This window comes from uncultured Sphingomonas sp., from assembly GCF_934560975.1.
In the GTDB taxonomy this organism is placed as follows: Bacteria; Pseudomonadota; Alphaproteobacteria; order Sphingomonadales; family Sphingomonadaceae; genus Sphingomonas_I.
The window spans coordinates 152,814-178,502 of record NZ_CAKTFO010000004.1 but is presented as its reverse complement, the minus strand read 5'-3'; the positions used below and the strand labels follow the sequence as shown (position 1 = coordinate 178,502).

31 protein-coding genes are annotated in these 25,689 nt (G+C 67.6%); 14 read left to right on the top strand and 17 right to left on the bottom strand.

Translation table 11 applies throughout. The features are described from left to right. The first annotated feature begins 26 nt into the window (after nucleotides 1-26). The 3 genes from Q0D93_RS05025 to cysK all read left to right on the top strand — a co-directional run bounded on the left by Q0D93_RS05025 (nucleotide 27) and on the right by cysK (nucleotide 3,172). Nucleotides 27-851 carry an alpha/beta hydrolase gene (locus Q0D93_RS05025; RefSeq protein ID WP_294391850.1) on the top strand — a complete coding sequence of 275 codons (825 nt, stop codon included), beginning with the start codon at nucleotides 27-29 and terminating at the stop codon, nucleotides 849-851. A gap of 132 nt (nucleotides 852-983) precedes the next feature. Beyond that, nucleotides 984-2,261 carry an MFS transporter gene (locus Q0D93_RS05020; RefSeq protein WP_294391849.1) on the top strand — a complete coding sequence of 426 codons (1,278 nt, stop codon included), beginning with the start codon at nucleotides 984-986 and terminating at the stop codon, nucleotides 2,259-2,261. After that, on the top strand, nucleotides 2,258-3,172 hold the full coding sequence (gene cysK / locus Q0D93_RS05015; RefSeq protein ID WP_294391848.1) for a cysteine synthase A: 915 nt from the start codon (nucleotides 2,258-2,260) through the stop codon (nucleotides 3,170-3,172). The genes Q0D93_RS05020 and cysK overlap by 4 nt, the downstream gene beginning before the upstream one ends. Nucleotides 3,173-3,221: 49 nt before the next feature. On the opposite strand, the gene Q0D93_RS05010 is transcribed toward cysK, so the two are convergent. The 8 genes from Q0D93_RS05010 to Q0D93_RS04975 all read right to left on the bottom strand — a co-directional run bounded on the left by Q0D93_RS05010 (nucleotide 3,222) and on the right by Q0D93_RS04975 (nucleotide 9,539). Continuing rightward, nucleotides 3,222-4,151 (bottom strand): tyrosine recombinase XerC, encoded by a 930-nt coding sequence (locus Q0D93_RS05010; protein WP_294391847.1) that lies wholly within the window; start codon nucleotides 4,149-4,151, stop codon nucleotides 3,222-3,224. 61 nt (nucleotides 4,152-4,212) lie between these two features. After that, nucleotides 4,213-5,559, bottom strand: a complete 1,347-nt coding sequence (gene gorA / locus Q0D93_RS05005) for a glutathione-disulfide reductase (RefSeq protein ID WP_294391846.1) — start codon at nucleotides 5,557-5,559, stop codon at nucleotides 4,213-4,215. Nucleotides 5,560-5,643: 84 nt separating this feature from the next. Then, a complete protein-coding gene (locus tag Q0D93_RS05000; protein ID WP_294391845.1) occupies nucleotides 5,644-6,279 on the bottom strand; it encodes an isochorismatase family cysteine hydrolase in 636 nt (211 codons plus the stop codon). Nucleotides 6,280-6,320: 41 nt separating this feature from the next. Beyond that, entirely contained in the window at nucleotides 6,321-7,193 is an 873-nt protein-coding gene (locus Q0D93_RS04995; protein WP_294391844.1) for an NAD(P)-dependent oxidoreductase, read from the bottom strand. An 11-nt stretch (nucleotides 7,194-7,204) separates the two neighbouring features. Next, nucleotides 7,205-7,657, bottom strand: coding sequence for a DUF1178 family protein (locus tag Q0D93_RS04990; protein WP_294391843.1), 453 nt, complete (start codon nucleotides 7,655-7,657; stop codon nucleotides 7,205-7,207). Next, the gene (locus Q0D93_RS04985; protein ID WP_294391842.1) at nucleotides 7,654-8,484 is read right to left on the bottom strand and encodes a carbon-nitrogen hydrolase family protein; all 831 of its coding nucleotides are present in this window, start codon (nucleotides 8,482-8,484) and stop codon (nucleotides 7,654-7,656) included. The genes Q0D93_RS04990 and Q0D93_RS04985 overlap by 4 nt, the downstream gene beginning before the upstream one ends. After that, the gene (gene grxC, locus Q0D93_RS04980; RefSeq protein WP_294391841.1) at nucleotides 8,484-8,741 is read right to left on the bottom strand and encodes a glutaredoxin 3; all 258 of its coding nucleotides are present in this window, start codon (nucleotides 8,739-8,741) and stop codon (nucleotides 8,484-8,486) included. Before grxC ends, Q0D93_RS04985 begins: the two co-directional genes overlap by 1 nt. 42 nt (nucleotides 8,742-8,783) lie before the next feature. Further along, nucleotides 8,784-9,539, bottom strand: a complete 756-nt coding sequence (locus Q0D93_RS04975) for a ComF family protein (protein WP_294391840.1) — start codon at nucleotides 9,537-9,539, stop codon at nucleotides 8,784-8,786. Nucleotides 9,540-9,583: 44 nt separating this feature from the next. On the opposite strand from Q0D93_RS04975, the gene Q0D93_RS04970 reads away from it, so the two are divergent. Then, the gene (locus Q0D93_RS04970; protein WP_294391839.1) at nucleotides 9,584-10,447 is read left to right on the top strand and encodes a methyltransferase domain-containing protein; all 864 of its coding nucleotides are present in this window, start codon (nucleotides 9,584-9,586) and stop codon (nucleotides 10,445-10,447) included. On the opposite strand, the gene Q0D93_RS04965 is transcribed toward Q0D93_RS04970, so the two are convergent. Next, a complete protein-coding gene (locus Q0D93_RS04965; RefSeq protein WP_294391838.1) occupies nucleotides 10,439-10,846 on the bottom strand; it encodes a (deoxy)nucleoside triphosphate pyrophosphohydrolase in 408 nt (135 codons plus the stop codon). The genes Q0D93_RS04970 and Q0D93_RS04965 overlap by 9 nt on opposite strands. A 65-nt stretch (nucleotides 10,847-10,911) precedes the next feature. Here Q0D93_RS04965 and Q0D93_RS14855 point away from each other — a divergent pair, with 65 nt between their 5' ends. Further along, complete coding sequence (locus Q0D93_RS14855) at nucleotides 10,912-11,085, top strand: Flp family type IVb pilin (protein WP_366510247.1); 174 nt, start codon at nucleotides 10,912-10,914, stop codon at nucleotides 11,083-11,085. Nucleotides 11,086-11,206: 121 nt separating this feature from the next. Then, a complete protein-coding gene (locus Q0D93_RS04960) occupies nucleotides 11,207-11,380 on the top strand; it encodes a Flp family type IVb pilin (RefSeq protein WP_294391837.1) in 174 nt (57 codons plus the stop codon). Nucleotides 11,381-11,510: 130 nt separating this feature from the next. On the opposite strand, the gene Q0D93_RS04955 is transcribed toward Q0D93_RS04960, so the two are convergent. The 4 genes from Q0D93_RS04955 to Q0D93_RS04940 are packed head-to-tail and all read right to left on the bottom strand — an operon-like array spanning nucleotide 11,511 to nucleotide 15,407. Further along, nucleotides 11,511-12,458, bottom strand: coding sequence for an acetyl-CoA carboxylase carboxyltransferase subunit alpha (locus tag Q0D93_RS04955; protein WP_294391836.1), 948 nt, complete (start codon nucleotides 12,456-12,458; stop codon nucleotides 11,511-11,513). A 54-nt stretch (nucleotides 12,459-12,512) separates the two neighbouring features. Next, nucleotides 12,513-13,436, bottom strand: coding sequence for a tyrosine recombinase (locus Q0D93_RS04950; protein ID WP_294391835.1), 924 nt, complete (start codon nucleotides 13,434-13,436; stop codon nucleotides 12,513-12,515). Continuing rightward, nucleotides 13,433-15,289: a hypothetical protein gene (locus Q0D93_RS04945; RefSeq protein ID WP_294391834.1), complete on the bottom strand. Its 1,857-nt coding sequence runs from the start codon at nucleotides 15,287-15,289 to the stop codon at nucleotides 13,433-13,435. Before Q0D93_RS04945 ends, Q0D93_RS04950 begins: the two co-directional genes overlap by 4 nt. Further along, entirely contained in the window at nucleotides 15,273-15,407 is a 135-nt protein-coding gene (locus Q0D93_RS04940) for a hypothetical protein (protein WP_294391833.1), read from the bottom strand. Before Q0D93_RS04940 ends, Q0D93_RS04945 begins: the two co-directional genes overlap by 17 nt. 80 nt (nucleotides 15,408-15,487) lie before the next feature. On the opposite strand from Q0D93_RS04940, the gene Q0D93_RS04935 reads away from it, so the two are divergent. Further along, nucleotides 15,488-16,030: a shikimate kinase gene (locus Q0D93_RS04935; RefSeq protein ID WP_294391832.1), complete on the top strand. Its 543-nt coding sequence runs from the start codon at nucleotides 15,488-15,490 to the stop codon at nucleotides 16,028-16,030. After that, nucleotides 16,027-17,145 (top strand): 3-dehydroquinate synthase, encoded by a 1,119-nt coding sequence (aroB, locus tag Q0D93_RS04930; protein ID WP_294391831.1) that lies wholly within the window; start codon nucleotides 16,027-16,029, stop codon nucleotides 17,143-17,145. The genes Q0D93_RS04935 and aroB overlap by 4 nt, the downstream gene beginning before the upstream one ends. Here aroB and Q0D93_RS04925 read toward each other — a convergent pair. The 4 genes from Q0D93_RS04925 to Q0D93_RS04910 are packed head-to-tail and all read right to left on the bottom strand — an operon-like array spanning nucleotide 17,134 to nucleotide 20,177. Beyond that, a complete protein-coding gene (locus Q0D93_RS04925) occupies nucleotides 17,134-17,463 on the bottom strand; it encodes a DUF423 domain-containing protein (protein ID WP_294391830.1) in 330 nt (109 codons plus the stop codon). The two genes, aroB and Q0D93_RS04925, sit on opposite strands and share 12 nt — an antisense overlap. Then, a complete protein-coding gene (locus tag Q0D93_RS04920; RefSeq protein ID WP_294391829.1) occupies nucleotides 17,460-19,220 on the bottom strand; it encodes a cation:proton antiporter in 1,761 nt (586 codons plus the stop codon). The genes Q0D93_RS04925 and Q0D93_RS04920 overlap by 4 nt, the downstream gene beginning before the upstream one ends. Further along, nucleotides 19,217-19,654 carry an iron-sulfur cluster assembly scaffold protein gene (locus Q0D93_RS04915; RefSeq protein ID WP_294391828.1) on the bottom strand — a complete coding sequence of 146 codons (438 nt, stop codon included), beginning with the start codon at nucleotides 19,652-19,654 and terminating at the stop codon, nucleotides 19,217-19,219. The genes Q0D93_RS04920 and Q0D93_RS04915 overlap by 4 nt, the downstream gene beginning before the upstream one ends. Nucleotide 19,655: 1 nt before the next feature. Continuing rightward, the gene (locus tag Q0D93_RS04910) at nucleotides 19,656-20,177 is read right to left on the bottom strand and encodes a CvpA family protein (protein WP_294391827.1); all 522 of its coding nucleotides are present in this window, start codon (nucleotides 20,175-20,177) and stop codon (nucleotides 19,656-19,658) included. 97 nt (nucleotides 20,178-20,274) lie between these two features. Here Q0D93_RS04910 and Q0D93_RS04905 point away from each other — a divergent pair, with 97 nt between their 5' ends. The 6 genes from Q0D93_RS04905 (at nucleotide 20,275) to Q0D93_RS04880 (ending at nucleotide 25,685) form a co-directional block, all read left to right on the top strand. Continuing rightward, nucleotides 20,275-20,907 (top strand): phosphoribosylanthranilate isomerase, encoded by a 633-nt coding sequence (locus Q0D93_RS04905; RefSeq protein ID WP_294391826.1) that lies wholly within the window; start codon nucleotides 20,275-20,277, stop codon nucleotides 20,905-20,907. Further along, nucleotides 20,904-22,136 (top strand): tryptophan synthase subunit beta, encoded by a 1,233-nt coding sequence (gene trpB / locus Q0D93_RS04900; RefSeq protein ID WP_294391825.1) that lies wholly within the window; start codon nucleotides 20,904-20,906, stop codon nucleotides 22,134-22,136. The genes Q0D93_RS04905 and trpB overlap by 4 nt, the downstream gene beginning before the upstream one ends. Further along, nucleotides 22,133-22,945, top strand: a complete 813-nt coding sequence (trpA, locus tag Q0D93_RS04895) for a tryptophan synthase subunit alpha (RefSeq protein ID WP_294391824.1) — start codon at nucleotides 22,133-22,135, stop codon at nucleotides 22,943-22,945. The genes trpB and trpA overlap by 4 nt, the downstream gene beginning before the upstream one ends. Continuing rightward, a complete protein-coding gene (accD, locus tag Q0D93_RS04890; protein WP_294391823.1) occupies nucleotides 22,942-23,796 on the top strand; it encodes an acetyl-CoA carboxylase, carboxyltransferase subunit beta in 855 nt (284 codons plus the stop codon). Before trpA ends, accD begins: the two co-directional genes overlap by 4 nt. A gap of 36 nt (nucleotides 23,797-23,832) precedes the next feature. After that, entirely contained in the window at nucleotides 23,833-25,152 is a 1,320-nt protein-coding gene (locus tag Q0D93_RS04885; RefSeq protein WP_294391822.1) for a folylpolyglutamate synthase/dihydrofolate synthase family protein, read from the top strand. Between the two features lie 71 nt (nucleotides 25,153-25,223). Further along, entirely contained in the window at nucleotides 25,224-25,685 is a 462-nt protein-coding gene (locus tag Q0D93_RS04880; RefSeq protein WP_366510245.1) for a DUF6628 family protein, read from the top strand. Nucleotides 25,686-25,689: the final 4 nt, after the last annotated feature.

Here is a 25,689-nt window from a genome sequence, read left to right as displayed (position 1 = left end):
GGGCCGGGATTATCGAGGAGGGTGACATGCCGTTCATCAAGACGCGCGACAACGTCGACATCTACGTCAAGGATTGGGGATCGGGCCGCCCGGTGATCCTGCTCCACGGCTGGCCGCTCAATGCTGACAGCTGGGACGACCATGCGCTTGCGCTCGCCGAGGCAGGGCATCGCGTGATCGCCTATGACAGGCGCGGCTTCGGACGGTCGGGCCAGCCATGGGACGGCTATGACTATGACACGCTGTCCGACGATTTGGCGCAGGTGATCGAGCAGACCGGCGTCACCGACGCGACCCTGGTCGGCTTCTCCATGGGCGGTGGCGAGGTCGCCCGCTACATGTCGCGCCACGGCGGCAAAGGCGTGGTGAAGGCCGGGCTGGTCTCCTCCGTGGTGGCCTATCTGCTGAAGGACGACAGCAACCCCCACGGGGTCGACGAAAGCGTGTTCGAGGACCAGATCAAGGCGCAGATCCGCAAGGACCGGTTCGGCTTTTTCGCCCAGTTCGCGGAGCAATTCTATGGCGTGGGCTATATCACCAGTCCGGTCAGCCAGCAGGTGCTGCACGCATTCGAGCGGATGGCGGCGATGGCCGGGATCAAGGGCATGCTGGACTGCGTGGATGCATTCGGCCGGACCGATTTCCGCCCGGACCTGCCCGCCTTCACCGTGCCGACCATGATCATCCACGGCACCAGCGACAAGACGGTTCCGATCGAACCCTCGGCGCGCCAGGCGGCGGCCGGCATCGCCCATGCCGAGCTGATCGAATATCATGGCGAGCCACATGGCCTGAACGTGACGGCCAGGGACCGGCTGACCGCCGACCTGCTCGCGCTCGCCCAATCCTGATCATCGGCGGGCGCTTCGGTGCGATAAACCGGAGCGCCCGCTTTCGCCCGAACGGCGACCGGCTCTCTCCTTTGCCACACCATAGCAACGATATGGTTGCGGCTACCGCCATGAGCCGCCAATAGTCGGAGCATGGCGACGACGCCCTCCCCCTTTTCGTTCCGCGACTATCGCTTCTATTGGTGCGCGCGCTTCGCCACCACCCTGGCGCAGAATGCCATGGTGGTGGTGATCGGCTGGCAGGTCTACGACATTGCCCGCCGCACACTCGCGCCCAGGGAAGCGGCCTTTCACCTCGGCATGATCGGCGTCGCGCAATTCCTGCCCCTCGCGGCGTTGACCCTGATCACCGGATGGACCGCGGACCGAGTCGATCGGCGCTGGATCGGGCGGATCGTCCTGCTGGTCGAGGCGCTGTGCGCCGCCTGGCTGGCGCTGCTGGCGTTCCACAACACGACCAGCCTGGCGGCGATCTATGTGGTGGCGGCCCTGCTGGGGGTGTGCCGCGCCTTTGCCAACCCCGCAATCGGGGCGCTTGCCCCTAATCTGGTGCCCGCCGCCGTGCTGCCGACCGCGATCGCGGCGTCCTCGGTCGCGTGGCAGACGGGCGCCATCGCCGGGCCGGCGCTGGGCGGCTACCTCTATGCCGGCGCGCACTGGATGCCATACACGGTTTCCACGATCCTGTTCCTGGTCGCCAGCGGATCGCTGATGTTCATCGGTCCGATCCCCAAGACGGAGCTGGACCGCAAGGCCAATCCCTGGCGGCAGATGATCGACGGGCTCAGCTATGTCCGCCGGAACCGACTGGTGCTGGGCGCGATCAGCCTCGATCTGTTCGCGGTGCTGCTGGGTGGTGCGACGGCGATGCTGCCCATCTACGCCCGCGACATCCTGCACGTGGGGGCCGAGGGACTGGGCCATCTTCGGGCCGCCCCTGCCCTGGGCTCCGCCGCAATGGCGCTGTGGTTCGCGTTCCGGCCGCTGAAACGCGATGTCGGCGTGAAGATGCTGGTGGCGGTGGCTTTGTTCGGGGCCTGTACGGTGGTGTTCGGCCTGTCGCGCCACCTGACGCTGTCGCTCGCCTGTCTGGCGGTGCTGGGCGCATGCGACATGATGTCGGTCTATGTGCGCCAATCCTTGATCCAGATCTGGACCCCGAACGACATGCGCGGCCGGGTGGGCGCGGTGTCCACCCTGTTCATCTCCGGCTCGAACGAACTTGGCGAGGCGGAGAGCGGGTTCCTGGCGGCGCTGATCGGCGCGGTGCCCGCCGTGGTTCTGGGTGGTTTGGGCGCGATCGGCGTGACCATCCTGTGGTCCCGATTGTTCCCCGAACTGGTTCGCGCGCGAACGTTCGATCCACCGACGACGCTTGAGAATATGCCTGGCGAGGAGATGGCAAAATGAAGGTCAACTCGGTTCTGGAAACCATCGGCAGCACGCCGCACATCCGGCTGTCGCGCCTGTTCGCGGACGTGGAAGTGTGGGTGAAGTCCGAACGGGCCAACCCCGCCGGATCGATCAAGGACCGGATCGCGCTCGCCATGATCGAGGCGGCGGAGGCCTCCGGCGAGTTGCAGCCGGGCGGCACCATCGTCGAGCCGACGTCGGGCAATACCGGCGTCGGGCTGGCGATGGTGGCGGCGGTAAAGGGCTACAAGCTGACGCTGGTGATGCCGGAGAGCATGAGCCTGGAGCGGCGGCGGCTGATGCTGGCTTATGGGGCGAAGTTCGACCTGACCCCGCGCGAAAAGGGCATGAAGGGCGCGATCGAGCGTGCGCTGGAGATCGTGGCCGAGACGCCCGGCGCGTGGATGCCGCAGCAGTTCGAGAATCCGGCCAACATCAACGTCCACGTCAACACCACCGCGCGGGAGATCCTGGCGGATTTCGCCGATACGCCGATCGACATGCTGATCACCGGGGTCGGCACGGGCGGGCATATCACCGGCGTGGGCGAAACACTGAAGCAGGCATGGCCGAACCTGAAGGTGTTTGCGGTCGAGCCAACCTTGTCGCCGGTTATTTCCGGCGGGCAGCCAGGGCCGCACCCGATCCAGGGCATCGGCGCCGGCTTCATCCCGCGTAACCTCCACACCGGGGCGCTCGACGGCGTGATCCAGGTCGATCCGAACGATGCCAAGGAATATGCCCGCCGCTCCGCCAGCGAAGAAGGGCTGCTGGTTGGCATCTCCTCCGGCGCGACGCTCGCGGCGATCGCTCAGAAGTTGCGGGAGCAACCGGGCGCGCGCGTGTTGGGCTTCAACTACGACACGGGCGAGCGTTACCTGTCGGTGCCCGACTTCCTGCCGGAATGATCCCGTGGTGCGCGGTGCCTTTTCGGGGCCGCGCACGAAGCCCTGAGCGTCACGCGCGGGGATGCGCGTTGCGGTAGACGTCCAGCAGATGGGCGGCATCCACGCCGGTATAAACCTGCGTCGAACTAAGGCTGGCATGGCCGAGCAGTTCCTGCAGCGCGCGCAGGTCGGCTCCGCGACCGAGCAGGTGCGTGGCGAAGCTGTGGCGCAGCGCATGGGGCGTCGCGCGATCGTTGAGGCCGAGCCGCGCCCGCGCGCCCCGCACCGCCCGGCGGATGATGTCAGGCGAAAGCCCCCCCCCCTTGGCGCCCCGGAAGATCGGCAGATCGCGCGACACGGCCCATGGGCAAGCGTCGAGATACAGCTGGATCGCCTCCCGCACCGGGGCGAGCAAGGGCACCATGCGGGTCTTGGCGCGCTTGCCGGTAACCACCAGCGTGTCGCCCAGCGGCAGCGCCGCGCCGGTCAGCGCCATCGCCTCCCCGATGCGCAATCCCGCACCATAGAGCAGGAGCAGCACCGCCCGATCGCGCAGGCCTATCCACGGTTCGCCGGAAGCCTCCTCCTCCGCATCCTCGGCAATGGCGAGGGCGTCCGCCGGACTGACCGGCCGTGGCACGCCCTTCTTGACGTGGGGGCCGCGCAGGCGGGGAGGCGCTGGCTTGTCCTGATCCTTCGCCGCAAAGGCCAGGAAGGCGCGCATGGCGGACAGTTCACGCGCTGCGGAGGCGTTGCCCAATCCCTCCTGCCGCCGTGCCGCGAGGTAGGCACGCAGGTCCGCCGCATCCAGCGCAGCCAGGTCGGCCGCCGCGATGCTGCCGCCCTTGTGCCGGCCCAGGAAGGCGATCAGGCGCCGGGCGGTTGCGGCATAAGCGCGGATCGTATGTTCTGAGCGGCGGCGATCATGCCGCAGATGCACCTCCCATGCGGCGGACAGCCCGAACGCCGGATGATTGTCGAGGGTCAGCGGCGGGGTCATGGGCACAGCATAAACGCCGGGCCCGGCTCATGAAAGCCGGGCCGCATCACGTGTGTCGCGATCACCGCAACAGCACAAGCTCCTCGGCCATGCTGGGGTGGAGCGCGACCGTGTCGTCGAACGCCTGCTTGGTCAGCCCAGCCTTCACCGCCACTGCGGCCGCCTGGAGGATCTCGGCGGATTCCGGGCCGATCATATGGATGCCCAGCACCACATCGGTCTCGGGATGGACCACCATCTTGTACAAGGCCCGCTCGTTCCGACCGGCCAGGACGTTCTTCATGGCGCGGAAGTCGGACGTATAGACCTTGACGCTGCCATATTTCTCCTTGCCCTGCGCCTCGGTCAGGCCGACGCCGGCCATCGGCGGATGGCTGAACACGGCCGAGGGCACGCAATCATAGTCCACCCGATGCGGCTTGTTGCCGAACACGGTGTCGGCAAAGGCCTGTCCCTCGCGGATGGCGACAGGCGTCAGCTGGATACGGTTGGTCACGTCGCCCACGGCATAGATGCTGTCCACGGACGAGCGATTGTCGGCATCCACCTTGATTGCGCCATTGCCGTCGAGGACCACTCCGGCCGTCTCCAGCCCAAGGCCTTCGGTCAGCGGCTTGCGGCCGGTGGCGAACAGCAACAGGTCGGCCGGGATCGGATCGCACCCGGTCAGGTGGACCAGCAACGATCCGTCCTCCTGCCGCTCCACCTTCTCGAACGTCAGGTTGAACCGGAACTGGATGCCCTTGGCGATGGAGATTTGCAGCAACCGGTCGCGGATCTGCTCGTCATAGCCGCGCAGGATCGTGTCGGAGCGGTTGACCAGCGTCACGGCGGCGCCGAGTTCATGGAAGATGCCGGCAAATTCGTTGGCGATATAGCCGCCGCCGGCGATCACCACCCGCTTGGGCAAACTATCCAGCAGGAACACTTCGTTGGAAGTGACGCCATGCTCGCTGCCGGGAAAGGTCGGCCGCATCGGCGTTGCACCGACCGCGATCAGGATCACGCCCGCCGTGACGGTCCGCCCGCTGGCGAGCGTCACCTCGTTCGGGCCGGACACGGCGGCGCGTTCGCGGACGATCTCCACCCCGTGATTGCCCAACGTCTGGCTGTAGATGCCTTCGATCCGGCTCACTTCCGCCAGCACATTGTCGCGCAAAGTCGGCCAGTCGAACGCGCAATCGGGCACGTTCCAGCCGAAACGGCGGGCGTCCGCCAGATCCTCCGCGAAATGCGCGCCATAGACCAGCAGCTTCTTGGGCACGCAGCCGCGAATGACGCAGGTGCCGCCGACGCGATACTCCTCCGCCACCGCCACCTTCGCGCCATGCGCGGCGGCGACGCGCGAGGCGCGCACCCCGCCCGATCCGGCGCCGATGACAAACAGGTCGTAATCGTAATCAGCCATGAGTGAGAAGGCCCGCGTTGATGGATGCAAGGGATGTAGGGCCGCGGCTCAGGCGCGGCAAACCGGAATGATTGGCGGACGGGATCAGGCGTCCTGCTCGGCCGGAACGGGCGTGGCCCATTCCGACAGCGGCAGCTTCGACGTGGCCTGCACCTCCGCCTTCATGCTTTGCTTCATGATCTGGAGCGCCCAGTCGCGCCGTTCGACCGTCTCCGCCGCCACCGCATCCTGCGGTATCCACAGGCGATAGTCGCGCATGTGCGCGTCGGCGGCGGTGAACAGGACGCAGATGTCGGCGGCGATGCCGGTGATGATCAGGCTGTCCACGCCCAATTTGGGCAGCAGCACCGGCAGGTTGGTGGCGTAGAAGCCGGAAAATTGCGGCTTGATGATGAAATAATCATCCTCGCGCGGCATCAGCTTTGCCACCATCTCGCGCGCGTCCTTGCTCGACAGTGCGCGTTCCAGCAGGCGCGACTGTTCGGAATGCCATTCGCCGAAATTATCGTTGACGTAGATGACGGGCATGTCGGCGTCGTCCGCCTCGTCCCGCAGGCGGAGGATGGCGTCGGCCGCATCCAGCGTCTGCTGACGCATGTCCGCCGCCCCGCCGAAATCCAGCTCCGTGATCATGTCCAGAATCAGCAGCGCGGTGCCGCCCCGCGGTGCGTCGCGGAACGGCGCAGTGGCGGATTTCCGCCCGGGAGATTGCTTCGCCATGACGGTCCAAACGCTTGGGGAGACGCAGGTTCCCCGCGGAATCAAAGACCTGCGTCGGCCCACACCACCTTGGCAATGCCCGACCAGTCGATATCCGCACCCTCGCGCTGGATGGTGGCGGTCAGGCGGTCGCGCACCAGCGAGAGGAGCGGCATCGGCACGCCGGACGTGCCCGCCGCTTCAGCCACCAGGTTCATGTCCTTCAAGCCCAAGGGCGCGACGAAGCCTGCCGGGCGGAACTCCCCGCCGATCAGCAGCCCGCCATAGGTGTTGTAGATCGGCGCGCCGAACAGGGTTCCGGTCAACACCTCCAGCAAGGTCGCCTTGTCCACGCCGCCACGCTGCGCCAGCGCCATGGCCTCGGCCAGCGACTCGATCACCGACATGATCATGAAGTTGCCGGACAGCTTGACCAGATTGGCCTGGGAAGGTTCGGCGCCGATCTCGAACGTGCGCTGGCCGATGGCGTCCAGCAGCGGACGGACCTTGGCAAGAGCCTCCGCCCCGCCGCCGGCCACGATGAACAACTTGGCGTCCGCCGCCGCTGCGGGCCGGCCGAATACCGGTGCGGAGACGAAGCCGCCGCCATGGTCGCGATGCGCCTGGGTCAGGCCCTCGGCCAGCTTTACGCTGATCGTGCTGTGCGAGACATGGATGATGCCCGGATCGGCGGAAAGGATGCCGTCCGGCCCGAACGTCACGGCCGCCACGGCGTGGTCGTCGGCCAGCATGGTGTGGATCACCTCGGCTCGCGCTGCCTCGGCCGGCGTCGCCGCGCGGGTCGCTCCGTCCGCCACCAGCGTGTCGGCCTTGTCGGCGCTGCGATTCCATACCAGCACGTCGTGCCCTGCCTTGAGGAGGTTGCGGGCAATCCCCTCCCCCATCCGGCCGAGGCCGACGAATCCGATCCGCATGCCTGTCTCCCTCAATGCGCCTGTTCGGGTTTCACGATCGGCAGCGGCAGGGGCATGACGGGGACGCCGTCCGCCGCCAGCGCCTTGGCTTCCGCATGCGTCGCCTGGCCGTGGATCGGGCGGCGATCGGCTTCGCCCTCGTGCATCGCGCGCGCCTCCTGAGTGAAGCGGCGACCGACATCCTCCGATCCCTCCAGCACCTTGGCCTGTGCCTTCGCCAGGGCGGCAAGCATCGCCCTGATCTCGGCGGGCGCGGGCGTGTTGCTGCGCATCGGCAGGGTTTCGCGCCGCTGGTTGCCCTTGGGCGCAACATTCGGTGCCATCACCGCCTTTTCCACCCGCTCGGTGCCGCAGATCGGGCAGGCGAGCAGGCGGCGTCGGCGCTGATCCTCATAATCTTCGCTCGAGCCGAACCAGGCTTCGAACACATGGCCCTGGACGCAGGCCAGATCGAACACGATCATCCCGCCACCTCGACCGGGCCGACCGGGCGGCGGTGCCGCAGTGCGGGGATCCTTGCACGGACCTCCTCAACGCGGGCCGGATCGATCTCGCAGGTCGCGAAACCGGGCGCGTCGCCCATATCGAGCAGCACTTCGCCCCAGGGATCGACCACCAGGGAATGGCCGTAGGTCTCACGCCCATCGGCATGGCGACCGGTCTGCGCGGCCGCGATCACGAAGGCGCCGGCCTCGATCGCGCGGGCGCGCAGCAGGACGTGCCAGTGGGCGCGCCCGGTCGGCACGGTGAAGGCGGCCGGCACCGACAGGATGGTCGCCCCGGCATCGCTCAGGCCACGATACAGATCCGGGAAACGCATGTCGTAGCAGATGGATAGGCCGAGCCGTCCCCACGGCGTGTCCACCGCCCTCGCCGTCTCGCCAGCATGATAAGCCGTCGACTCGCGCCAGCTTCCGCCGTCCGGCAGGTCCACATCGAACAGGTGCATCTTGTCGTAGCGCGCCCGGATCGCCCCGGCATCGTCGATCACGAAGCCGCGATTGACGAACGGCGCGCCATCCCGATCCGACCGTAGAGCCAGCGAGCCGATGTGGACCCAGATGCCGTGCCTGGCCGCCGCCTCACGCGTCGCGGCCAGTGCCACGTCATCCGCCTCCGCCACGATCGCCGCGGCGGCGCGCGTACGATCGCGGTCGAGCAGGCCGCTAATTTCAGGCGTGAACAGCATGTCGGCCCCGTCGCCCGCGGCGCGCTCCACCGCTTCCACCAGCGCACGCGCACCCAGCAGCGGGTCCGTGCCCGTATTCGCCTGAAACAGCGCGGCGCGCATCAGGCGGCGAGCAACGGGTCGAGCTTGCCGGCCCGCTCCAAGGCGGCGAGGTCGTCTGACCCGCCGACATGGGTGTCACCGATGAAGATCTGCGGCACGGTGGTGCGGCCGTTGGCGCGCGACAGCATCTCGGCGCGCTTCGGCCCGCCCATGGAGATGTCGAACTCCTCGAACTGAACCCCCTTGTCGGTCAACAGCCGCTTGGCGCGGGTGCAATAGGGGCAGAGCATTTTGGTATAGATTTCAACCTTGGGCATTTTCAATCCTTTGTGCCGAACTGTGATGCGTCACAAGGCCCTTCAACGCGCGTCGTCGGCATCCCGCACCACGCGCGCCCAACAGAGTATCGTCACATCGGCAGCACCCGCCTTGCGCAGCACGCGTGCGCAGGCGCTGACGGTGGCGCCGGTGGTGTAGACATCGTCCACCAGCACGATCCGACTGCCCTTTACCCGATCGCGCCATGTCGGGCTGACCGCGAATGCGCCGGATACGGTACGTGCGCGGGCCTTGCGTCCCATGTCGCGCAACGGCCGGGTGGCGCGGGTGCGGGTCAGCAGGTCGACGGCCAGTTGCGGACGAGGCACAAGCGCCCGTGCGATCAGCGCCGCCTGGTTGTAGCCGCGCCACCAGAGACGCCGCCGGTGCAGCGGCACGGGCACGACCAAGGCGCCGTCCAGCACAGGGCCGGCCGCGCGCCGCATCGGTCCCGCCATGGTGCGGGCGATGCCGGGGCGGCGACCATATTTGAGCTTCAGCGCCAGCGCCCGCGCGATCGGACCATAAGCGACCGCCGCCCGCATCCGATCGAAGGGCGGAGGATCGGCCAGGCACGCGCCGCAGACGCTGTCGTCGTAGAGGGCCAGTTCCAGCGGCTCGGCGCAGGTCGCACATGCCGGTCCGCCGAGAAAGTCCAGTTCCTGCCAGCAGGCGAGGCAGAAGCTGTGGTCGACGCCCACGATGACCCCGCATCCGGAACAGCGCGGCGGCAGCGCGAAGTCGAGCATGGCGCGGGACAGCGATCGCAGGGGCCGGAGGAGGACGGACAACGCCATGATGGCTTGTCCCCCGGCGCGGCTGCGGGCACAAGCGCGCCATCGTGGACGTTCCCGAAATCTTCAACCGCGGCCTGCGCCGCCTCCGCCGTAACCGTGCCGCGCCGTCCTTTGCCGACCACGCCTTTCTGCGCGAAGCGATGGTGGAAGGGCTGCTCGATCGGCTGGACTTGGTGACGCGCCCGTTCAGGGATGCACTGGACCTCGGCTGCGCGGACGGCAGCGTGACGCGCGCCTTGCAGGAACGGGGCATGACCGTCACCGCGACGGACAGCGGTGATCGCTTCGTGGAGGCGATCGGCGGGGTGTTGGCGGATGAGGATCGTCTGCCCTTCCCGCCCGCCAGCTTCGACCTGATCGTCTCGGCAGGCGTGCTGGACACCGTCAACGACCTGCCCGGCGCGCTGATCCAGTGCCGGCGGGCCTTGCGGCCGGACGGGCTGTTCCTGGCGGCGTTCGTCGGCGCGGGCAGCCTCGCCAAGCTGAAGCGCGCCTTGCTGGCGGGAGACACCGCCGCCGGCGATGCCGTGCCGCAGCGTATCCATCCGCTGATCGACGTACGCGCGGCGGGTGACCTGCTGACGCGCACGGGCTTCGTCCTGACGGTGGCGGACAGCGAATCGCTGGACGTGGGCTATGGCGACGCCCTGCGCCTGATGGCCGACCTGCGCGGAATGGCGGGCACCAACCTGCTCGCCGGGCAGCGCGGTCCGCAGATCAACCGGACCAGGCTGGCGGCGATTCATCAGGCCTTTGCGGCGCAGGCGGACGAGGACGGCCGCGTGCGCGAGCGGTTCGAGCTGATCTTCATGACCGGCTGGGCCCCCGGCCCCAATCAGCCGCAGCCGGCGCGACGGGGATCGGGCAATACCTCGCTCATGGCGGCCTTGAAGGGCCGGTCAGAGTAAGGCTTCGAGCAGCCCGATCAAAGGACGGTCGGGCTTCGGCATCGCCAGCCCGTGCAGTTCCGGCACCCGCACCCAGCGCAAGGCCCCGCCCTCCATCGGTTGCGGCAGACCCTGCCACTTGCGGCAGACGTAGAGCAACAGCAGCAGGTGACGATCGCTATGGTCGGACGGCTCGCTGGCGAAGGTGGCGGGCGCGAGACATGCCGCCTGGACATCGATGCCAAGCTCCTCCTTCAATTCGCGAGCCAAGGCGGCCTCCGGCGTCTCTCCAGCCTCGATCTTGCCGCCCGGAAACTCCCACAGGTCAGCGGCAGGCTTCCCCTCCGGCCGCTGCTGCACCAGCACGCGGCCATCGGCATCGATCAGGGCAACAGCGGCGACAAATAGCAGGGGCGTCATGGGAAGCCTTTATTAACCAGGGCCTGCTAGCTGAACATGGGGCAGCGAGTTCAGGCGGCACAGACATGAAAACATTATGGCGGCTTATTGATGATTGTAGGGGCGCAACAGCGATCGAATATGGTCTGCTGGTTGCTCTCCTTGCAATTGCTGGCCTAGGTGTGCTGGTGACCATCAACACGCAGTTCGGCAGCATGTGGTCAGGCCTCGCGGGAAGAATTCCATCCCTTTCGGGCTAAATCTCGCGCAACGTTAAACGTTCGGAAACCTACTTCCGCTAGATTTCCATCACTGACCCAAACGGCGGGGCCGGTGCAGATCGCTCCAAGCGGATCGTCTAGTTCAATAGGAGTTTGTAACATGCAGTACCTTCGTAACTTCCTGAAGAACAATAAGGGTGCAACCGCAATCGAGTACGGCCTGATTGCCGCTCTGATCGCCGTGGCAGCCGTGAGCGCAATGAGCACCATTGGCACCAAGGTCTCCAACACGTTCCAGAACGTTTCCAACCAGATGAAGAACCCGACCCCGTAAGTGGTGGGTGGCACCGGCTACGATCCGGATGGGATCTAGCTTCGCAAGAAAGGCCGGCCGAGCTCCTAGCTCGCCGGCCTTTTTCTATGTCCTCCGACCAACATAGATGGATTATGCGCCGGGTGACCTCTCACCCGATCGCCAGGAACCTGGCGCGGCGCTGTGCCAGCAGGGCCTTGGGCCGTTCGTCCGCAAGCGCCTCCAGCTCTTCCGCCAGCGCCGACCCGAGCGCGGCGATCGCAGCCGCCGGATCACGCTGTGCGCCGCCGACCGGCTCCGCGACGATGCGGTCGATCACGCCCAGTTTCTTCAGGTCGGTCGCGGTGATCTTCATCGCATCGGCGGCATCGGCGGCCTTGTCGGCCGTGCGCCAGAGAATCGATGACGCGCCTTCGGGCGAAATCACCGAATAGACGGCATTCTCGAACATCAGCACGCGATTGGCCGCGGCCAGCGCGACCGCGCCGCCCGATCCGCCCTCGCCCACGATCGCCGCGACGATCGGCACGGTCAGTTGCAGGCATTGTTCGGTCGAGCGCGCAATCGCCTCGGCCTGGCCACGCTCCTCCGCCTGCACGCCGGGAAAGGCGCCGGCCGTGTCCACCAAGGTTACCACCGGAATGCCGAATCGCTCCGCCAGCCGCATCAGGCGGATCGCCTTGCGATAGCCTTCAGGTTTGGCCGAGCCGAAATTGTGGCGGATGCGGCTGGCAATATCGTCGCCTTTCTCATGCCCGATCACCATCACGCGACGGCCATGGATGCGACCCAGCCCGCCCATGATCGCCTGATCGTCCGAAAAGGCGCGGTCGCCGGCCAGCGGCATGAAATCGTCCACGAAGCCCGCGACATAATGCTTGAAGTGCGGGCGTTCGGGATGGCGCGCGACCTGTGTCTTCTGCCACGGCGTCAGCTTGGCATAGGTATCGCGCAGCAGCCGTTCCGACTTGACCTGGAGCTTTGCGACCTCCGCCTCGATGTCGAGCGTCCCGTCGTTCGCATCCGCCGTGTCGCGCAACTCGACGATGCGCGCCTCAAGCTCGGCAATAGGTTTTTCGAATTCGAGATATGCAGCCATGGCGGCGCGGTACTTTTTGGGGGGCAGCCCGTCAACGATGCGGACCGCGAAGCGTCATGCGTCGGTGATTCGGGATGCTGACCGGTGAGCGTCGGCTAGCGGGTGCTTCTCGTTGACCAGCTCGACCAGGCGGCGGCTGTCGACATGGGTATAGATCTGGGTCGTCGCGATGTCGGCATGGCCGAGCATGGTCTGGAGCGCACGCAGATCCGCCCCACCCTCCAGCAGATGGGTCGCAAAGGCATGGCGCAGGACGTGCGGGCTGACGCGTTCGGGGCTGATGCCCGCCTCCGCCGCAAGCGCCCGGACAAGCTGGAACAGGCGCACCCGGCTGAGATGCGTCTTGCCCGACGGAAACAGGTACACGCCATCCTTCGGCAGCGTCGCGGCATAAGCGGCGGCGGCGGCCTGTGCCCGCTCCGAAAGGGGCACCAGCCGTTCACGCCCGCCCTTGCCCTTGAGGATGATGAAGGGCTGGTCACGGCGGATCAAGTTGCGCGGCAAGGATACCAATTCGGTTGCGCGCAGCCCCGATCCATAAAGCAATTCCACCAGCGCGGCGAGGCGAAGATCAGCGGGCGAGGGATCTGCCGCAAGCCGATCGGCCAGGGCGGCGAACAGCCGGTCCACGTCCTCACGGCCGAGGATCCTGGGCAATGTCCGTGCGGCGCCCGGACGCGGCAGGGCATCGGACGGATCGTCGCCGCGCAGCCCCTCCTCCACTAGGAAGCCGAAGAAGCGGCGCAGGGCGGATGATTTCCGTGCCAGGCTGCTCCGCGCAAGCGAGGCCCATGCCTCGGCGAGCAGCTGCAACGATGGCGGGTCGGCGGAGGCGAGACGCCCTTGGAGGATGGACGACGCGTCGCGCAGGTCGCGCTCATAGGCGTCGAGCGTGTTGCGGGCCGCGCCAGCCTCCGCCGCCATCATCTCCAGAAAGCGGTCGATCAGCGCAAGGTCGCCTACCGACGTCCCGGTCATGCGCGGGCGATCGCCTCCGCCGCGATCATGCGTGCCTCCCCGTTCATACCCACCGCATGGAGCGCGGCGATCATCTGGTAGAAGTCCGCCGGCGGCACGCCACCCCAGCGCGGGGATTGCATGCCGACAGCGACCAGCAACGCGATCGTCCCGCGGCCGCCCCCCCGCACAGCCCGGCGCAGCGCATCTGCATAGGCACTTGGCGCGCCTAGGGTGAAGCCGGTGTCCGCCGCCAGCTGCTGCGCCTCGCCGTCGGGCAGGCGGCCAAGACCGGCCAGCGCGGCGATCAGCAGTGCGCTGCGCTGCGCCCCACCCTGCCCCGCTTTGTCGGCAAAGCGCCGCACCCGATCGGCCGAGATCGTCACTACCGGCCGCGTCGCCCCCACCGCGAGCAGGGCCCAGGCACGATCGCCCTGCGATCCCCCGGCCGCGTCCGCCACGGAGGCCCAGCGTTCCGCCTGACGGTCCAGACCGGCGGAGAGCATGGAGGCGACCAGCGCCGCCACATCATCCTCCTGGCCGGCATCCGGCGTGATCCCGGTCGCGGCGCGGGCCGTCAGGATGGAGGCGGCGTAGCGGTCACGCTCACTGCCGTCATCGTTCCCGGACGCGTCCCACAGCCCGTGCATGGCGGCGAGACGCGCATCGTCATCGTCGCCCCGATAGGCCGCCCGTAAGCGCGCGAACGGGCTGTTGGCCTCGACGTCACCATTGTCATCCATGACCTGGCCGTAGAGATCGACCAGATTGGCGCTGGATACGGGGCCAAGCGTTGCAGCGATCCGCGCCGGGGTGACGCGATCGGACGGCGACAGCATCGGCGCGCGTGCCAGCCACGCCTGGAACCAGACCGGCGCGGCGGACAGCAGGGATTGCGGGATCATGACGCCCAGCGCGCTCGCCAGACCGAAGCGCCAGTCGGTCAGCGTATCCACTGCCACCCAGTCGATGCCGACCTGCCGCCGCCCGCCACCGCCGGCCGCGATCACCTTTTCCGCCAGCGCATGATCGATCGGATCGTTGGGCTGAGCCCGGCCGATCGTGGCGTTGGCGGTCGCATCGTCGCCCGACAGGGTCGCGCACATCGCTCGGATCATCGGCCAGACCGGCTGGCCGCTCACCTGCTCGGGGCCGTCGCTCAGCGGGCACAGGCCAGCCGGATCGGCGTTGGCGAGCGCGCTTTCGATGGCCACACGACGCAGGCGCGGGCTGTAATTGTCGACGTCCACGCCCTGCACCAGCATCCGTGCCGCATCCGCCTCACCCAGGCGGAGCAGCAACGCGGCGCGATCGGCCACCCAGTCGGCGGGCCCGACGCCGCCCGGCGCCGGCGTGGCGGACAGGAGGACGCGGCGCAGCGTGATTTCCGCCCACCGCGATGCAATCGGAGCCTGCAGGCGGCGCATCAGCGTGGCGAGATAGCGTCCGTCCGCGTCGCCGAATGCGTCCGTCCCGTAGGTCGGCGCTCCCCCGACCGCGTCCAGCGAGCGGCGCGCCGCCGGGGGCAATTCCTCCGGCGGTTCGACCTCGGCCGCAACCAGCCGGGCAAGGTCGGTCGGCAGCAGCGGCTCGGCCGACACGGCGACGCCTTCATCGGCACCCGGCGTGGGCGGCACGACGGGTGCGGCCGTGTCAGCAGTGGCGTCCGCTCGCGGCTCTCCGCCCGATCCCGATGCAGGAGCGGGTGTAGGCGCAGGTGCCCCGCGCTGCGGCGGTGCTGCGGGTGGAGGCGACCCGAAGCCGGGCGGCAGCAGCGATTCGGGGCCCTGCTGTCCCAGCGCCGGCAATGCGACGACGAGCGCCGCCGTGCCCGCCAGCAGGCCGCCGAGGAGGATCTTAACGCGCGACGGCATTCGTCACCGGCAGCTCCATCCGGCTCACCGGCTGCTCCCGATCGAAGGAGGCAAGCACGAACAGGAGGCCGATCAGGACGACGGCGGCAATCAGGAGGATGAGGATCGGGCGCGGCACTGCTGGTCCTTGTGATCGATAGAGGTCGCTTGTCGCCGGGCTTTTGCCCGAGCGGGGGTGCCTGTGTATAGCCCCTGCCTATGTTTCAGCCCGCCCCGTCCAGGCCGATGACGTTCGGCCGCCCGATCGTGCTGATCGGCCTGATGGGCGTGGGCAAGTCCACCATCGGGCGACGCCTGGCGCAGCGGATCCGCTTGCCATTCGTCGATTCCGACCATGAGATCGAACATGCGGCGGGGCTCACCGTGGCGGAAATGTTCGAGCGTTATGGCGAGGCGCAGTTCCGCGACGGGGAGCGCCGCGTCATCGCGCGCCTGATCGACGGACGGCCCAAGGTGATCGCCACCGGCGGCGGCGCCTTCATGAACGAAGCGACGCGGGCATTGATCCTCGATCGCGCCACGGCGGTGTGGCTGGACGCCGACATTGACGTGCTGGCCGAGCGGGTCTGCCGTCGCGCGGGCACGCGCCCGTTGTTGAAGGGAGGAAATCCGAAGGACATGCTGACGAAACTCGCCGCCGTGCGGAACCCGATCTATGCGCTGGCGCCGATCCATATCGTCAGCCGGCCCCTGCCCCACGACGCCACCGTCGATTCGATCCTTCAGGCGCTGCAGGCATGACCCGCGTCACCGTCGGCCTGGGCGACCGCTCCTACCCGATCCTGATCGAAGCGGGATTGCTGGACCGCGCGCACGGCCATCTCGCGTCGTTTGCCCGCAACGGTCGCCTGATCGTGGTGGCGGACGAGCAGGTGGCCGCCTGCCAGATGGCGCGGCTCGCCGTCGGCCTGGGTGACGTAGCGGTGGAGCCGATACTGCTGCCGCCGGGCGAAAGCACCAAGAGCTGGGCGATGCTGGAGCAGCTGACCGATCGGCTGCTGGCGCTCGGGGTCGAGCGCAAGGACCGGATCGTGGCGCTGGGCGGCGGCGTGATCGGCGACCTTGTCGGTTTCGCCGCCTCTATCCTGAAACGGGGCTGCGGCTTCGTCCAGGTGCCGACATCGCTGCTGGCGCAGGTCGACAGTTCGGTGGGGGGCAAGACCGCCATCAACAGCCGCGCGGGCAAGAACCTGGTCGGGGCTTTCCACCAGCCCGATCTGGTGCTGATCGATCCGACCACGCTCGACACGTTGCCCGTGCGCCAGGTGCGCGCCGGCTATGCGGAGGTCGTGAAATACGGCCTGATCGACGATCCCGACTTCTTCGACTGGTGCGAGGCGCATGGCTCCACCTTGCTGGCGGGGGATGCCGGGGCGCGCACCCACGCCATCGTCCACAGCGTGGCTGCCAAGGCTCGCGTGGTCGCGGCCGACGAGCGCGAGACTAGCGGCACGCGGGCATTGCTCAACCTCGGCCACACCTTCGGCCACGCGCTGGAGGCGGAGACAGGCTTTTCCGACACGTTGCTGCATGGCGAGGGCGTCGCCTGCGGCATGACGCTGGCCTTCCGTTTCTCCGCACATATTGGCTTGTGCCCGATCGCGGATGCGGAGCGCGTCGGTCGGCATCTCGCCGCGGCGGGACTGCCGACCACGCTGGCGGCGGCGCAGGTCGATGCGAGCGGTGCGACCCTGGTCGACCACATGATGCACGACAAGAAGATGGACAGCGGCCGCCTGCCCTTCCTGTTGGCGCGCGGCATCGGCAAGACGTTCCTGGCGAAGGACGTCGATCTGGTCGAGGTGGAACGGTTCCTGGATGCAGAGCGGCAGCGTATGGATGCGCTAGCGTCGTAGCGCCAACACGATCCACCCGGCGATCATGCCGATGCCGCCGATCGGCGTGACAGCCCCCAGCCAGGTCGGCGCGCCCAGTGCCATCGCATAGAGGGTGAGCGCGAACACGGCCGCGCCGGCGACCAGCAAGGTGGCGGCCAGCCTGCCGCCAAGCTGCAGCGCGACCAGCGCCGCGACGGTGTGGACCATCTGGTAAACGGCCCCGGTCCGCAGCCACTCGGCGGCCTTGCCCGACGCACCATGCGCCCCGAACGCCCCCGCCATCACCGCCACCGCGCCGGACAAGGCCGCACAGGTCACCAGGGCCGACCGCTTCATTCATGATCCTCCGCCAGCAGGCGCGACGGTTGGAACAGGCTGCGCGCTTCTTCCGAGAACACGCCTTTCTCGGCCTGCACCCGCAGCCGCTCCTTGTCGCGCGCGCGATAGGCGCGTTCGATCCGGGCGATCATGTCGTCATGCACGCCCATCGTCGCCAGCGTGCGCCGCCCCATCACGACGGCGCTCTCGAACACCTCGCGCATCACCATGGCGGTATCGAGACCGTTGTAGCTGATCATGGAGCGGCGATCATAAGCGCGGACGAAGATCGCCGCCTGGCGGAACGTCTTGAGCGCGACCTGCAATTCCTCGCGGCTGAGCTGGTCCTTGTCCATGGCGAAGACGATCACGCGCGCCTCGCCTGCGCCCGCCTGCTCCAGCAGCTCCAGGCGCGTGCCATCGCCATAATAGACCTTGAGGTCGCAGCGGGCGGCGATGTCGATCATTTCCGCGTCATTGTCGATGATGGTCACGGAAATGCCCGCGCCGAGCAGCATCTGCGCGATGGTCTGCCCGAACCGGCCATAGCCGACCACGATGGCACTGGCCTGACCGGCATGTTCCGGGCCGTCCAGATCGTCCCGCGCCAACACCTCCGTCTTCCGGTTTAGGCGGCGCGACAGCATCATCAGGAATGGCGTGGTCGCCATGGACAATGTCACCACCGCACCCAGCAGGCTGGCGGCCTGCGGCACGACCAGCTGCGCCGCCGTCGCCTGGGCGAACAGCACGAAGCCGAACTCGCCGCCCTGGCTCAACAGCAGGCCGAGGCTGAACGCCGCTCGCCGTTCCATCCCGAAAGCAAGCGCCATCCCGAAGATCAGCAGCGTCTTCACCATCACTACGGCCGCCGCCAGGCCGAGCACGAACACGGGCCGTGCCATGATGGCGTGCAGATCCAGCTGCATCCCCACCGCCAGGAAGAACAGGCCGAGCAGCACCGCGCGGAACGGCTCCACATCGGCCTCAAGCTCGTGTCGGTAGGGCGAGTCGGCCAGCATCACGCCGGCAATGAACGCGCCCAGCGCGGTGGAGAGATGCAATTCCTCCATGACAGTCGCCGCCGCCATAACGGTGAACAAGCCGGCCGCCACGAACAGTTCGCGCTCGCCCAGGCCGCCGATCAGCCTGAACAGGGGATTGAAGACGTAGCGGCCGGCCAGCACCAGCCCGATGATCGCCGCCACAGTATAGATGCCGAGCAGCCAGCCCGGCGGCGTTCCCGGCTCCGGCGGAACCCGGCTCATCGCCGCGATCACCGTGATCAGCGGCACGATCGAGAGGTCCTGGAACAGCAGGATGGAGAAAGCCCGCTCCCCGAACGGCGTGTTCATGCGCCCGGCGGAGCGCAGCATCGGCAGCACCTGCGCTGTGGAGGACAAAGCCAGCGGTGCGCCCAGCGCGACGGACGCCGCCGCGCTGAACCCGGTGAAGGCGTAGATGATGCCCGACAAAGCGGCGCCGCACAGCACCACCTGCACCAGCCCGAACCCGAAGATGTCGCGCCGGAGCCGCCACAATCGGGTGAGATTGAGTTCCAGCCCGACCAGGAACAGCAGCAGGGTGATGCCAAGGTCGGCAATGCCCAGCTTCGTCTCCGCGCCACCGACCAGCCCCAGCACCTGCGGCCCGATCAGCGCGCCGGCGACAAGGTAGCCGAGCGTCGCGCCCAGTCCCAGTTTCCGGAACACCACCACGAAGCCGAGCGCGAAGCCCAGCATCACCACGCCCTCCACCAGGACGGTGTGGTTCATCCGCGCGGCCGTTCCGCGGCGCGCGCCGCCGCCTCCGCCACCGCCTCGAATGCCAGGCGGATCGAGGCGTGGCGGGCGCTGTGCGGACGGGCAGGCTCGAACAGGGCCAAACCGGGCCATGCGCCGGGATCGTCGCGTTCGCCGGCGAGGAAGGCGGTGAGCGCGTCGCGGGCCTCCGCCAGTTCCTCAGGCGTCCGGCCGACGGCGTGGACGCCCATCAGGGCGGCGGACGCCTGCCCCAGCGCACAGGCGCGAACCTCCTGCCCCAAGGCGACCAGCCTGCCGCCCTCATCCAGCGCCACATCGATCGTCACCCGGCTGCCGCAGATGGGCGAACGCCGTTCGGACGTGCCGTGCGGCTGTTCCAGGCGCAACTGGTGGGGGATGCTGGTGGCGAGGCGCAGGATCTCTTTATTGTAGAGGGCTGCCGACATGTCAGCTCCCGGTCCCGGCGGCGGGCGCGCCACGGCGGCGATTGACCCAGTCCACCATCGCCCGCCCACTGGCATTCAGCAGCGGGTAGCTCCGCGCCGTGCGCAGCCATTCCGGGCGCGCGGTCCGGGCACCGAACACCAGGTCGCAGCCGAGGTTGACCGCCAGGAACAGCACGGTTGCGATCAGCAATCCCTTGAGCGCGCCGAAGCCGAGCCCGAGCACGCGGTCGAACGACCCCAATACCGACTGGCGCGTACGCTGGCCGAGTTGCCCGGCGATCAGCTTGCCGGCGAAGAACACCACGCCGAATACCAGCACGAAGGCCAGCACCGCCGCCCCGGACGCGCTGCCGACCCATGCCGTCAGCCACTTGGCGACGGGCGTGTGCAGAAGCTTAAGCGCGAAGATGGCGGCGACCCAGGCGAACAGCGACAGGATCTCGGTCACGAATCCGCGCACGAGCCCAAGGATCGCGCCGCCGCCGATCAGCACGAGTACGATCACATCCAATGCGGTGAGCATGGCCGCCGCTATGACAGATCATTGCCTACAATCACAGTGGGTGATGGCGGAGCATAACGGCTTGCTAAGATGGCATGACTTGCCCACCTGCAAGCACATGCCCGTTCTCACCAAAATTTGCGGCCTGTCCACGCCCGAAACCGTCGACGCGGCGGTTGGCGGTGGTGCGGCATGGCTGGGTTTCGTGTTCTTCCCCAACAGCCCGCGCAACGTCGAAGCCGATGCCGCAACCGCGCTGGTCCGCCGCCTGCCCGGCCACGTCCGGGCCGCCGCCGTGCTGGTCGATCCCGACGAAGCCCTCATCCGGCGGGTCACGGCCACCGGCGTTCATGCCTTGCAGTTGCACGGCAACGAACCGCCCGAACGACTGGCGGCGCTACGCAGCCCGGGACTGGAATTGTGGAAGGCGGTGCCGGTGCGGACGCGCGCCGACCTGGAGCAGGCACGGCTTTATCGCGGGGTGGCGGACCGGATCGTGTACGATGCCAAGACACCGGTCGGCTCCCTGCCCGGAGGCATGGGCCTGCGCTTCGACTGGGCCTTGCTGGACGGGTTCGATCATCCGCTGCCCTGGGCCTTGTCCGGCGGGCTGGACGACGGCAATATCGCCCAAGCGGTCGGGCGCACCGGCGCCCGCATGGTTGACGTGTCATCGGGCGTGGAAAGCGCGCCCGGCGTCAAGGATATGGACAAGATCGCGACCTTCCTCCAATCGGCGGCGCAGCTATGACTCTTCCCAATTCGCTTCGGCAGCAACCCGATGCCTCCGGCCATTTCGGCACCTTCGGCGGACGCTATGTCGCCGAAACCCTGATGCCGCTGATCCTGGATCTGGAGCGCGAATATCGCGCGGCCCGGGCGGACCCGGCCTTTCAAGCCGAGCTTGACGGGCTGATGACGCATTATGTCGGTCGTCCCAGCCCGCTTTACTATGCCGAGCGGCTGACCGAGGCGCTGCGTGCGTCCGCCCCGCCCGGCATGGGGCCCAAGATCTACTTCAAGCGCGAAGAGCTGAACCATACCGGCGCGCACAAGATCAACAATTGCATCGGCCAGATCCTGCTGGCCCGGCGGATGGGGCGGAAGCGGATCATCGCGGAAACCGGCGCGGGCTCGCACGGGGTGGCGACGGCCACGGTGTGCGCGCGCTTCGGCCTGCCCTGCGTCATCTACATGGGCGCGAAGGATGTGGAGCGACAGCAGGCCAACGTCTTCCGCATGAAGCTGCTCGGGGCGGAGGTGGTGCCGGTGACGGCGGGCGCCCAGACGCTCAAGGATGCGCTGAACGAGGCGTTGCGCGACTGGGTCGCGAATGTTGAGGACACATTCTACCTGATCGGCACGGTGGCGGGGCCCCATCCCTATCCCGAACTGGTCCGCGACTTCCAGTCGGTGATAGGAACCGAGGCCAAGCAGCAGATTTTGCAGGCGGAAGGCCGTTTGCCCGATCTGCTGGTCGCGGCGGTTGGCGGTGGTTCCAACGCGATCGGCCTGTTCCACCCGTTCCTGGACGATGCCGACGTCAGGATGCTCGGCGTCGAGGCTGCGGGACATGGGCTGGACACCAGCCAGCACGCCGCCAGCCTCAACGGCGGCGCGCCGGGCGTGCTGCACGGCAACCGCACCTACCTGTTGCAGGATGAAGACGGACAGATTGCGGAGGCGCACTCCATCTCCGCCGGGCTCGACTACCCAGGCATTGGACCGGAGCATAGCTGGCTGCACGACATCGGCCGCGTCCAGTATGAGGCGGCGACCGACAAGGAGGCGATCGACGCCTTCCAGCTTTGCACCCGCATCGAGGGTATCATCCCCGCGCTGGAATGTTCGCACGCCTTGGCAGCCATTGTCCGCAAGGCGAAGGACTACCGCGAGGATCAGATCATCCTGCTCAACCTCTCCGGTCGTGGCGACAAGGACATCCCCGCCGTGGCTGACGCGTTAGGAGTGGCCTGGTGAACCGGCTGGCCGACGCCTTCGCCAAGGATCGTCCGGCGCTGGTCACGTTCGTGACGGCTGGCGACCCCAGTCCTGCCGCCACGCCGGCCATTCTCGATGCTTTGGTGGCGGGTGGTGCCGACGTGATCGAACTCGGCATGCCGTTCACCGATCCGATGGCCGACGGGCCGGCGATCCAGCGCGCCAACCTCCGCTCGCTGGCGGCAGGCACGCGCACGGCGGATATCTTCTCCATCGCCAGCGGCTTTCGCGCCCGCCACCCGGATGTGCCATTGGTGTTGATGGGATACGCCAATCCGATGCTGCGTCGTGGCGCCGAATGGTTTGCCGAGGCGTGCGTCGGGGCGCAGGTGGATGGCGTGATCTGCGTCGACATACCGGCCGAACAGGACGCGGCACTGGGTGATGCACTACGGGCCGTGGGCATCGCTCCGATCCGCCTCGCAACCCCGACCACCGACGCGGCGCGCCTGCCCAACGTGCTCCAAGGGGCGCGCGGCTTTCTGTACTACGTCTCGGTTGCCGGCATCACCGGCACGCAGCAGGCGGCGAGCGGCAGCATCGCTACCGCCGTCGCCGCGCTCAAGGCCCGTACCGAATTGCCGGTCGCGGTCGGGTTCGGGGTTCGCACGCCCGATCAGGCGGCATCGGTCGCGCGCGTCGCTGATGGCGTGGTGGTGGGCTCCGCAATCGTCGACGTTATCGCCGAGGCGGCAGCCAACGGCCAGGACCCCGCACCGGGAGTTCTGAAGCTGATCAAGGATTTAAGCGCAGCGGTTCACGCCGCGCGCAAGGAGATGGCAGTATGAGCTGGATCGACCGGATGCGCAATGCGCTCCCCTTCATGCCCAAGCGTGAGACGCCGGACGCGCTGTGGCACAAATGCCCGAGCTGCGGGACCATGTTGTTCACGCGGGAATATGAGGAAAATCAGTCAGTTTGCCCGAAATGCCAGAATCACGGGCGGATTGGGCCGAATGCACGGTTCGACGCCTTGTTCGACGGCGGCATCTATACCCTGATCGCAACGCCGCAGGTCCGTGAAGACCCCCTCAAGTTCCGCGACTCGAAGAGATATGCGGACCGGATCAAGGCCGCCCGGACCAAGACGGGGGAAGCGGATGCCCTGATCAACGCCAGCGGTACGGTGGAGGGTTTCAAGGCCATCCTCGGCGTGCAGGATTTCGGCTTTCTCGGCGGATCGATGGGGCTGGCCGTGGGTGCCGCCTTTGTCGCTGGCGTGGAGGCTGCCATCGCGGAACGTTGCCCCTATATCATCTTCACCGCGGCTGGCGGCGCACGGATGCAGGAGGGTATCCTGTCCCTGATGCAGATGCCCAGGACGACCGTGGCGATCCAGCAGCTGCACGAAGCGGGCCTGCCCTATATCGTGGTGATGACCGATCCCACCACCGGCGGCGTCACCGCCAGCTACGCCATGCTGGGCGACGTCCAGATTGCCGAGCCGGGCGCCCTGATCGGATTTGCGGGTCAGCGGGTGATCGAAAGCACGATCCGTGAAAAGCTGCCGGAAGGGTTCCAGCGCGCTGAATATCTGTTGGACCACGGCATGCTCGACATGGTGGTCCACCGGCACAAATTGCGCGCCGAACTCGCGCGATTGATCGCCTATCTCTGCCCCGGCAAGCAGGCGGCGTGACGACGGCGGCTCCTTTCCCGACGCGGAGGGGGCGACATGGCTGACTTTGCGATCTCCGCTGATCCGGCGGTGCAGGCGCAACTGGATCGGCTGGCGATGCTGTCGCCCGGCGCGGACGTGCTCGGGCTCGAACGCACCGCCACCTTGCTGGCGCGGCTCGGCAATCCGCATCGTGCCCTGCCGCCCGTCTTCCATGTGGCTGGCACCAACGGGAAGGGATCGACCTGCGCCTTCCTGCGTGCCGCGCTGGAGGCGGCGGGCCACAAGGTCCATGTCTATACCAGTCCGCACCTGGTCCGCTTCAACGAGCGGATTCGGTTGGCGGGACGCCTGATCGACGACGCCCTGCTCGCCGCCTTGCTGGAGGAGGTATTGTCGATCGCGGACGGCGTGTCCCCCAGCTTCTTCGAGGTAACGACCGCCGCTGCCTTTCTGGCTTTCTCGCGCGTTCCCGCGGACGCCTGCATCATCGAGGTCGGGCTGGGCGGCCGGCTTGATGCGACCAACGTGATCGAAACACCGATAGTCTGCGGCATCGCCCAGCTCGGCCTCGACCATCAGCAATTCCTGGGCGATCGGATCGAACAGATCGCTGCGGAGAAAGCCGGCATCGCAAAGGCCGGCTGCCCCCTTCTCACTCTCCACTATCCGGATGCAGAAGCCGAAGCGATCGACCGCGTCGCACGCGAACGTGGCGCCGTGCGGCTGACCCGGGGCGAGGCTTGGGACGTGGAGGTTCGTGGCGAACGGCTCCACTATCGCGATCCGACACACGCCATCGAACTGCCGCTGCCCCGCCTGCCCGGTGCGCACCAGGCCGGCAACGCCGCGCTCGCGGTCGCCATGCTCCGTCATCAGCAGCGTCTGGCGGTGCCGGATGCCGCCTTGCGCACTGCCATAGACTCGGCGGAATGGCCTGCGCGCTTGCAACAGCTCGCCACCGGTCCCCTGCCGGAGATGCTGCTGGCAGGAAGCGCATTGTGGCTCGACGGCGGCCACAATCCTGCGGCCGGTCGCGCGATTGCCGGCTTCTTTCGGGACCGTAACGCTTCGGACCGGCCGTTTCACATCGTGCTGGGGATGCTCGCCAACAAGGATCTGTCGGGGTTCCTGGAGCCTTTCGCCGGCATGGACGCGCACATCTGGGCCGTGCCGGTGCAGGGACATGCCCATCACGGTGCGGTCGCCATCGCCTCGGCCGCGACCGCCTTTGGGATGGGAGCCGACTCGGCGGACGATCCCGTCCAGGCGCTTCGCCGGATCGCGGTCGCGCACGCATCGGCAACGGTGCTGATCGGCGGATCGCTCTATCTGGCCGGCACGGTTCTGGAGGCGAACGGCACGCCGCCGGACTGATCCGACTTAATTGCGATTGACTTGCAATAGCGAAGATGGAAGGTTGCGCTCAGATCGAAGGAGCGCTGCCCGTGACGCACGACCATCCTGCCTCCACCGTCATTCTCCCCCATGCCGCGCCTGCCAGCCCGTATCGCCGCCTGCTGCTGTTCGGCATTCGCCGGATGGCGGCCGGCGGGATCAACGATGCCCATGCCGCCCATGCCTTGTTCACCGGATTCGGCCTGTCCTATCGCCGCCCGCTGGTGCTGCTGCGGGCGTTGATGGCGGAATTGTCGCGTGTTTCGACCAGGAAGCTGACGGTGGCGCCCTGCTGCTGCCCGCGCATGACGGACGACGAAGCCCTACTGCTTGATGTCATGGCCAGCGCGTCCAGCGATGCCGACGGCGCGCATCGGGCGCTGACGCGGTTACTGCACGTCCGCACCTGCCTGGGCGTACTCGGCAGTGCGCAGGCGGTGGATGCCGCGTTCACCGATTGCGGTATGCCGCTGTCAGATTGCCGGACGTGCAGCCAGAACGAAGCCTTCTGAGACC